At 61.3% G+C, this 8,839-nt stretch carries 5 protein-coding genes and 1 tRNA gene; 2 read left to right on the forward strand and 4 right to left on the reverse strand.

Going from position 1 to position 8,839, the window contains the following annotated elements; all coding sequences use genetic code 11:
* Window positions 1-38: 38 nt before the first annotated feature.
* Genes nrfD through ACWKY3_RS01455 form a run of 3 tightly spaced genes read right to left on the reverse strand, consistent with a single transcriptional unit; the run spans window position 39 to window position 4,448 of the window.
* Window positions 39-1,244 carry an NrfD/PsrC family molybdoenzyme membrane anchor subunit gene (nrfD, locus tag ACWKY3_RS01445; protein ID WP_449314648.1) on the reverse strand — a complete coding sequence of 402 codons (1,206 nt, stop codon included), beginning with the start codon at window positions 1,242-1,244 and terminating at the stop codon, window positions 39-41.
* Window positions 1,245-1,263: 19 nt separating this feature from the next.
* A complete protein-coding gene (locus tag ACWKY3_RS01450; RefSeq protein WP_449314649.1) occupies window positions 1,264-1,896 on the reverse strand; it encodes a 4Fe-4S dicluster domain-containing protein in 633 nt (210 codons plus the stop codon).
* The gene (locus ACWKY3_RS01455) at window positions 1,896-4,448 is read right to left on the reverse strand and encodes a molybdopterin-containing oxidoreductase family protein (RefSeq protein ID WP_449314650.1); all 2,553 of its coding nucleotides are present in this window, start codon (window positions 4,446-4,448) and stop codon (window positions 1,896-1,898) included. The genes ACWKY3_RS01450 and ACWKY3_RS01455 overlap by 1 nt, the downstream gene beginning before the upstream one ends.
* Window positions 4,449-4,841: 393 nt before the next feature.
* Here ACWKY3_RS01455 and ACWKY3_RS01460 point away from each other — a divergent pair, with 393 nt between their 5' ends.
* Window positions 4,842-6,215, forward strand: a complete 1,374-nt coding sequence (locus ACWKY3_RS01460; protein WP_449314651.1) for an ATP-binding protein — start codon at window positions 4,842-4,844, stop codon at window positions 6,213-6,215.
* A 409-nt stretch (window positions 6,216-6,624) separates the two neighbouring features.
* Window positions 6,625-8,079: a transposase gene (locus ACWKY3_RS01465; protein WP_449314652.1), complete on the forward strand. Its 1,455-nt coding sequence runs from the start codon at window positions 6,625-6,627 to the stop codon at window positions 8,077-8,079.
* 113 nt (window positions 8,080-8,192) lie between these two features.
* Here the strand turns inward: ACWKY3_RS01465 and ACWKY3_RS01470 are convergent.
* Window positions 8,193-8,269, reverse strand: a tRNA-Asp gene (locus ACWKY3_RS01470).
* Between the last annotated feature and the right edge of the window lie 570 nt (window positions 8,270-8,839).

Below are 8,839 nucleotides of genomic sequence, written 5' to 3' on the forward strand. Positions count from 1 at the left end.
GGGGGCAGCACCCTGCCCGCCTCTCTCACTCTCGCACGCTAGTGCACGTTTTCAGCCTGTTTAAGCGGCAGGAATTTCAGGCCGACGCACAACATGAGCGCACCCAGACCCAAAATACCCAGCGCCACACCAAGCTCAAGGGCGGTTGGCCAATACACCATGCCCTGGTAGGCCGCCTCGAAGCCGCCCTCCCAGTTTGTAACTGTCAGGGCGTTAGTCTGAAACGCATAGTCAACGTTGGGGATCTGGAAGCCACCCACCAGAAGCTGCACGCGCTTGCAGAAGATCCCCACGATAGCAAGCAAGCTTGCCACCACAATAAGGGGGTTCGTGCGAAGCGACGGAACGAAGCAGACGACCGCCGCGAGCGCGCACCCGATGATCTCCACCCAGAAGAAGGGCGCCAGCGAGCCGGTGGTAAGCATAGCCACCACTTCCGCACCGCTTCCTTCAGGGAATGCGCTCGTCAGAAGGTCGCAGCCGAAGAAGTACAGGTCCACGAGCAGAAACGCACCGAGCATCTTGGCCAGACGCGTCACATAGCGCTGCTCCAGCTCCAAGTACCCCGCGCGCCGCAGCGCGATCACCACCACGAGCACGAGCGCCGTGCCGCACACGAGCGCCGAGCTCACGAACCACGGACCCAAAAGGGCGGTGTGCCAAAACTCATGGGCCTGCTGCAACCCGAAGATCCACGCCGTCACGGAGTGCACGAGCACCGCGCACACGAGCGCCACCACGCTCACCACGCGCAGCGCCACGGCCGACACCTTACCCGCCTCGGCGCGCAGCTGCGCCCAGAGGTAGACCACCGACAGAATGAGGTACACGAACAGCACGATGATGTCCCACATCAAAGGCGAGCCTAAGTTGGAGTAGGCGAACAGCTCCCACACCCGGAAGGGCTGGCCCAGGTCCACCACCACGAAGCCGATGGCGAGCACCGTGCAGCAGATGCTCGTCCACACGGCCACCTTGGAGATTCCTCCGAAGCCCTCCATGCCGAAGGCCTTGGGCACCGAGCTGATGATGAGGCCGCCGGCCGAAAGCCCCACGAAGAACATGAACATCGTGATGTAGAGGCCCCACGAGTCCAGGTTGCGCATGCCGGTCTGCACCATGCCGCCGGAAAGCTGCATCCCCCACAGCACAATACCCAGCACCGTCACCACGGCCGCCACCGCAATGGCAATAGTCAGGCCCTTCCCGCCCTTGACGGCGGGAGTGTTAGTTGTCTCGCTCATAGCAATTCTCCCCTTCCGCTCAGACGAGGTAATAGACAGACGGCTTCGTGTCGCGATCTTCAAGCAGCTGCTTGTACTCGCGATCTCGGATGAGCTGCGACACCTCGGAGTCAGGATCGTCCAGATCGCCCCAATAACGCGCGCGACCCACGCACAGATGCATGCACGCCGGCTCCTCGCCCTTCGAGATGCGGTGGTAGCAGAACGTGCACTTCTCCACCACGTGCTTCTGATGCACGGGGACGTCCTTGCCGCCCACGGCGTAATCCATGTGGTACTTCGGCTCCTCCCAGTTGAACGAGCGCACGCCGGTGTACGGGCACGCCGACATGCACATGCGGCAGCCGATGCACTTGTCGTAGTCCTGGCGCACCACGCCCGTCTCAGGATCGCGGTAGGTGGCCCCCACCGGGCACACCTTCACGCAGGCGGGGTTCTCGCAGTGCTGGCAGCCCATGGCGATGAAGCCGAGCTGGAGGTTGTCGGGGTAGCTTCCGCCCACCATGTCAAAACCCACGCCGCCGCCGTTGTCGGTGAGGATGCGGTTCCACCACACGTCGTTGGGCAGGTTGTTCTCCACTTTGCACGCCATGGCGCACACGTGGCAGCCTATGCATTTCTTGGTGTCGATCACCATTCCGTAATGGGTCATCACTCCACCTCTCCCTCGTACTTGCGCACCTCGACGAGCGTGTCGTCGAACGAGGTGTTCTGATGCATGGTGTTCAGATGGTCGTTCGTCAGCTCCTGATAGCTGCCCGCCACGTACAGCTCGCGCGGCCAGCCCTTAGGCGACGACACCATGCCGGGCCGCACGCCCATGTCGAACTTCGCCTTGCACACGCAGTGCCCGCGGTCGTTGTACGCCTCCACGTAGTCGCCTTCCGCGATGCCGCGGCTCTCGGCGTCGACGGGGTTCATGCGCAGATACGGCTCCGGATCCAACTCGCGCAGGATGGGCGCGTAGTTGAACTGGGTGTGCATGTGCCAGCGCGTGCGCTCGCAGTAGTGGTACAGCGGGTACTTCTTGTGCTGCTCGCTGTCGTCGTACGCCTCACTTGGGGTGTGATACGTCGGCATATGGTAAAACTCTTTGTCGATGGGCTTGCCGATGTTGATGCGCGCGCCGGGATTCTCCACGTAGAACTCCAAGCGGCCCGAGAGCGTGGGGAACCGCTGGTCCTCCCAGTGAATCCAGTTCTCCTCGCGGTCGGCGATGACGCCCTCTTTGCGCAGATTGTCCAGGCTGATGCCCAGCTTCTCGCCAGCCGCCGTGTCCACGATGACGCGCATCATCTCCTCGTTCGTCTTGGAGTAGAACTTAGTGCACGCCTCGTTGCCAAGGTGCTTGGAGATCTCACGGAAGATGTCGACGTCCTCCTTGGCCTCCCCGATGGGTTCCACAACCTTGTTCGCATGGTTGATGAACGGCACGTGCGAGGCGCCCTGAATCCACTCGTACTCGAAGTAGTGGGTGCACGGCAGCACGATGTCGCTGTAGTGCACGGTGTCGGAGAACTCGAGGTCGTTCGTGACGATGCAGTTGATTTTAGGGAGCATCTCCTCGATGATCCGCCTCTGGGCGGCGTAGCTGCCCACCGGGTTCGCCCCGACGTTGTACAGCAGGCGGACGGGGAACTCCTTGCCCATGTACTGGCCCGTCTCCAATATCTCGCTCAAGGCAAGCCACGGAATGTCGTTCGCAAGACCTTTCAAGCCGTTGGGGAACAGATCTGGCGAGCGATTCAGGTAGGGCTTGTCCTTGCCGAGATGCCCGATGGAGGCGCCCTTCTTGCCGATGTTGCCGGTGAGCGCCGCCATGGTGGCCCACGTCATGCCCATGACCTCGCAATTGTCGTAAAGATGGTAGCCGGCGTAGATGGTCGAAGGGGTGTCCTGCGAGTACATGCGCGCCAGTTCCACGATGGTGTCGGCCGGAACTTCGGTGATCTTCTCGGCCCATTCGGGCGTGCACTCGGCCAGATGCTCTTTGAGCAGCGTCCAGGCGGTGGTCACCTTCACGCCGTTCACCTCGTAGCGCCCCTCGAGAGCGGGATTCGCCGTCTCGTTGATGCCGCAGGAGGTGTTGGAATCGGCGTCCCACACCACGTAGTGCGCGGTGGCCTCGATCGTGGGCACCTTGTTCGCCTTCGAGGCCTGAAGGAGCAGCATGCCGGAGAACGGGTACTCGGGCAGCTCCTCGGGACCGTTCTCGCCGAAGTCGGTGGAGCGCAGGAAGTGCCCGTTGTCCTCCCTCACCAGCAAAGGCGCGCACGTCTTGTCGCGCAAGAAGTCAAGGTCGAACCATTCGTTTTCGATGATCGCGTTCAGGATGGCTATGCCCAGCGCCGGATCGGTGCCCGGCTTGATGGGCACCCACTTGGTCGCTTGAGCGGCCGCAATGGTGTAGGTGGGATCGATGACCACCAGGTTCGCACCGGCGTCCTTGGCCTCCATGCAGAAGTGCCAGTTGTGGGGTTGGGAGTTCGGCGGATTGGTGTCCCAGATGAACAGCGTCTTGGCAAAGCGATAGTCGCCCGACATGTTGCGCTGATTGAAGTCCCAGCCGCCGCCGGTCACCTGGCCAATGCCGTGCAGGTCGCCGTAGTCCAAGCACACGTCGAGCGTCGTGTAGCCGTTCACGTTGGCGAAGCTGTTGCCCGTGAACGACCCTCCGTACACACCGAAGGAGTTGCCCGCCGAGCACAGGAACAGATTGGACCGGGGCCCGTAATTCTCGGTGTTGTAGTTCAGCGTGTCGGCGACGAGCTTGGCGGCATCGTCCCACGACAGGCGCTCCCACTCGTCGTTGCCGCGATTCTCAACGTGCGGATCCTCGATGCTCCACGTCGCGCGCTTCAGCGGATACTTCACGCGGTTGAAATCGTACAGACGGTTCGCATGGCTAAAGCCGCGGTTGCAGATGCGCTCGTACGCCGGATACGGAATGTTCTCGTTCGAGCGTATGTTGACCATTTTGCCTTCGCGCACCGTCGCGACAAGCGAGCACGTCCCCTGGCAGTTGCAGCCGCATACGCACACCACTTCTTCTTCGGACGGCTGTCCCTTCTGCTCGTCGGCGGCAAGCGCGGTCATCGTTGGGGCCGCGGATCCGCCCACTGCGGCGGCTCCGGCCACGGCGGCCGTTGTTTTGAGAAAGCTTCTGCGAGAGATTCCCCGTTCGGGGACTTTCAACTCCGACATTCCTCCTCCTAAGAACATGAAGAACGCCCTCTGCATTCTCCCCCGTAAGACGCAGACGCATGCATGAACATCCACGCCCATGCGCAAGGTTGGCCACCCCTCGCTTCTGTCCTCAGTGTACGCGCATTGTCACATTGTCGCAATACATTGCGACAATTTAGGTTATTCTATTTTCAGGATAAGCACAGCGGCATCGCTTCTCTGAAAGTGACAAAAAGACAGGAAAACCTTTCTCTAAAAGTGACAAAAACAAGGCTCGCCAACCCACTCTATCTCCATTTCACGTGCTCGTCGTGCAAAATGGGGGTGTGTCTCATGTGCTAGTCGTGCATATATGGTATATTCTTCACGTGCTAGTCGTGCATTTCACAATAAAAATAGTTTTATAAAACTATGTATACGCAGTTCAAGGAGGTATCGTTGCTTAAAAGAAAAGCATATGACCAACTGCTTGCATGGAAAGAGCGCGACCAAGGGCGGACGGCTCTCCTCATCGAAGGAGCACGACGTGTCGGGAAAAGTACGCTTGCACAGGAATTTGGTCGCAAGGAATATCGCTCCTGCCTGTTCATCGACTTCTACCGAGCCTCTAACGACGTCAAGGCCCTGTTTGACGACCTTGCCGATGACCTTGATTCACTTTTCGCCTATTTGTCCGGCATATACGGAGTTCCGCTCTACGAACGGCAGAGCCTCATCGTTCTCGACGAAATTCAGTTCTTTCCCCGAGCGCGCGGCCTGGTGAAATATTTCGTAGAGGATGGCCGCTTCGACTTTATAGAAACAGGATCCCTCGTATCTATCAAAATGAATACGAAAGACATCCTCATTCCATCCGAGGAAGTTCCGCTCGAACTGGCTCCGTTTGATTTCGAGGAGTTTCTCTGGGCCCTCGAAGAAGCCCCCCTCGCCGAACTGATTCGCAACGCGCGCACTAAGATGCAGCCGCTCCCCGATGCCCTTCACAAGAAAGCCTCGCGACTATTTCGTGAATATCTGCTGGTGGGAGGCATGCCAGCCCCAGTAGCAGAATACGCTAAAAATCGCAGCTTCACCAACGCCGAAGCTGAAAAGGCAAAGATTCTCACCTTGTATCGCAACGACATCGCACGTTTTGCAGGAGGGTACGAATACAAGGTTACATCCGTATTCGACGAAATACCTTCCCAACTCTCCAAGCACGAAAAGAAATTCAGACTGAGCGCACTCCAAAGCGATGCCCGTATGCGCACCTATGAAGAAGCGTTTTTCTGGTTGTCCGATGCACGTATCGCAAACATCTGCTACAACACGACCGACCCCCACGTGGGACTGTCTTTATACGAGGATCGGCCCACACTTAAATGTTATATGGCCGACACGGGGCTTTTGGCGACCCATGCCTTTGGCGGCGAAAGTAAGGAAGCAGAGAACCTCTACCGGGATGTACTTTTGGGGAAACTCCAGATAAACGAGGGGATGTTGGTTGAGAACGCTGTTGCCCAGTCGCTTAAAGCCCAAGGACGCAAACTGTGGTTCTATTCGCGACACAGCAGCAATCCTGATGACCGTATGGAGATTGACTTCCTTACGAGCGCCGGAAACCCCCACGCCAAGATAGTTCCCATAGAAACGAAGTCCACAAAACGTTACACCACCACGTCGCTTGACAAGTTTAAGAAGAAGTACGGAAGCCGCATCGGTGACGAATACGTGGTACATCCTGGGCAATTGCGCCACGAAGGAGACCGCACCTATCTTCCGCTTTACATGGTTCACGCCCTTTAGCCATTGCCAGAAGAGTGCGGAGAGGGGTGGCTGACAACAAGGGACGGGTGACTGATGATAGCACCTCCGCCTTCTGTCATCCTATTGTTACAATTTAGATTATCCTACTTTTAGGCTAATTACCGCAGCATCGTTTCTCTGAAAGTGGCAAAAAGATAGGGAAATCTTTCTCTGAAAGTGACAAAATGGTCTAAAATATCTTCTCTGAAAGTGACATATTTCGGGAGCGTGACGCTATGTTAAACACGTACTCTGGGAAAGTTAGGTAGAAACGGCGCTTCCGGGCATCTCCCATCATGCCGCCCGCCGGCATGCAGCGCCAGGCGGCGGCTGTTTTCCGGCGACGCGCCGGCGCGGGTCCCCGTATGCTAGAATTAGGTATGCATTAGGTATGTTGAGGGAGGCACCCATGGGCAAGTACTCCGTCCCCGAGCGGATCAGGTCGATGAAGCCGAGGGGCACGATGGTCAAGGCGATAGGCGGGCGCTACTACGTCTACGAGTACCGCTCCGTCGCGCGCGGCGGCAGGCGCAAGACCGAGATGGGGCGCTGCATAGGCTCGATCACCGACGAGGACGGGTTCGTCCCCAACGGCGCGAGGGCGCGCGAGGGCGAGGTCACCACGCTCGAGTTCGGCCAGTACGCGGTGGCGCTGGCGAACTCCGCCGGCGTGCTCGCCATGCTCAGGGAGCACTTCGACCCGCGCGACGCCGCCCAGGTCTACGCGCTGGCCGTCGTGAACTGCGTGAACGGCATGCAGCCGGCCAAGGACGCCGGCAGGCACTTCGCCATGTCGGCGCTGTCGCTGCGCTTCCCGTCGCTGAAGATGGGGCCGGACGCCCTCGCGACCCTGCTCGACGCGCTCGGGCGCAGGCAGGGCCCGGTCATGTCGTTCGAGGCGGCGCTGTGCGCGTCGGCGGGGCCGGAGGTCGCCGTGGACGGGCACGCGATGCCGTCGTCGTCTCGCCTGAACGACCTGGCGGAGCCCGGCTGCAGGCGGGGCAGGCTCGGGTCCGACCAGGTCAACCTGCTCATGGCCTACGACGTCGGGACGGGCCGGCCGATGCTGTCGCGCATGTACGAGGGGGCGGCGCCGGGCAAGGCCAGCGTGCGCGACCTGCTCACGCGGGCCGAGCTGACGGGCAAGATGTTCGTCGCCGACGCGGGCTTCTACAGCAAGGGCAACGTGGAGGCGCTCGCCTCGAACGGCTGCTCCTACATAATCCCGCTGCACAAGCGGCTGCTCGCCTGCAGGGAGGCCGTGGCCGACCCGGAGGTGGACGGGCGGTTCGTCTACAGGCGCGGCGGGAGGGCGTCGGCCGTCGAGTACCGCGACGCCCGCCGCCGCGGCGCGCGCGTCGTGCTGTTCCGCGACCTGAACAAGCAGGCCATGGAGCAGGCGGGCTACCTGGCGAAGCTCGGGCAGGGCGCCGAGGGCTACACGGCCGAGGGGTTCGAGGAGGCCAAGGACCTGATGGGCGTGATCGTGCTGCAGACCAGCCGGGAGGACATGTCGGCGCAGGAGGTCTACGAGGCGTACAAGCGCAGATGGTCGGTGGAGGCCTTCTTCGGCTGGCTGAAGAACGGCGCCGGCTTCACGTCGCCGGGGGCGCAGGACTACTGCAAGGCGCAGGGGCTGGCGTTCGTCGCGCTCGTCACCGCGCTCGTGCACCGCGAGCTCGCCGACGCCTGCAAGGCGGTCAGGGGCAAGTCGGTGGACGACTGCCTGCTGGAGGCCCGGATGGTCAAGGCCAACAAGGTCGGGGGCAGGTGGGTGTGCTGCAACCTCAGGTCGAAGCAGGAGCGGCTCTTCTCGGCGCTCAACACGCCCCTGACGGTCGACTTCCTGCTCCAACATACCTAACTTTCCCAGAGTACGTGTTTAACAGAGAGTTCGGGGCAAAAGAGCGCGCCGTCGGCTGAAAAACCGCGTCGGGCCGCAAAAAGGTCCGCGCATGCGGACCTCGTGATCAAAAGTGGCGGGATGTACGAGACTCGAACTCGCGACCTCCGACGTGACAGGCCGGCGCTCTAACCAACTGAGCTAACACCCCGTGCGTTCAGCAGCGCGGATTATTCTACCGGGTGAGGCCCGCGCGCGCAATACCCTATTTCGAAAAAAGACGGGACGCGGAAGCGGGCGCGGCTTGGGCTTGCGCGCGCGGACTTGGGCTTGCGCGCGGGCTTGGGCGCGGGTGCAGGCTTGGGCGCGGGTGCAGGCGGGGACGGGGCACGAGCTTGGGCGCGGGCGCGGACACGGGCGGGCTTGCGCGGCTTGGACGCGGAAGCGAGCTTGGGCTTGGGCTTGGGCACGAGCTTGGACACGGGCGGGCTTGCGCAGCTTGGACGCAGGCGCGAAAGCGGGCTTGGCGAGGATCCCGTCAAGGCCCCTGGCGCATGGACCAGGCGCCTCTCCGGGCATGATCGCGCCACCGCCCGGCCGACGGCTCCGAGGCGGCGCATCCGACGGAAAAGCGGCAAGCCTCCCCCTCCGCCGAGCCGACGCGCCCCGCCCCGCTGTTAAACCGGCGCTGACCCCCTCCCCCGCGGAGGCGGCTCGGCGGGGGCCGCCCGCGAGTTGGTCACAAACCGCGCCCTGTGGCACGCGCGGGGCTGGTTTTCCG

It is taken from the genome of Rubneribacter sp., assembly GCF_965361815.1.

What these genes read in the sequence shown, in the direction of transcription:
- ACWKY3_RS01460 (WP_449314651.1), top strand. Translation starts at nt 4,842, where the DNA reads ATGTATACGCAGTTCAAGGAGGTATCGTTGCTTAAAAGAAAAGCATAT.
- nrfD (WP_449314648.1), bottom strand. Translation starts at nt 1,244, where the DNA reads ATGAGCGAGACAACTAACACTCCCGCCGTCAAGGGCGGGAAGGGCCTG.
- ACWKY3_RS01455 (WP_449314650.1), bottom strand. Translation starts at nt 4,448, where the DNA reads ATGTCGGAGTTGAAAGTCCCCGAACGGGGAATCTCTCGCAGAAGCTTT.
- ACWKY3_RS01450 (WP_449314649.1), bottom strand. Translation starts at nt 1,896, where the DNA reads ATGACCCATTACGGAATGGTGATCGACACCAAGAAATGCATAGGCTGC.
- ACWKY3_RS01465 (WP_449314652.1), top strand. Translation starts at nt 6,625, where the DNA reads ATGGGCAAGTACTCCGTCCCCGAGCGGATCAGGTCGATGAAGCCGAGG.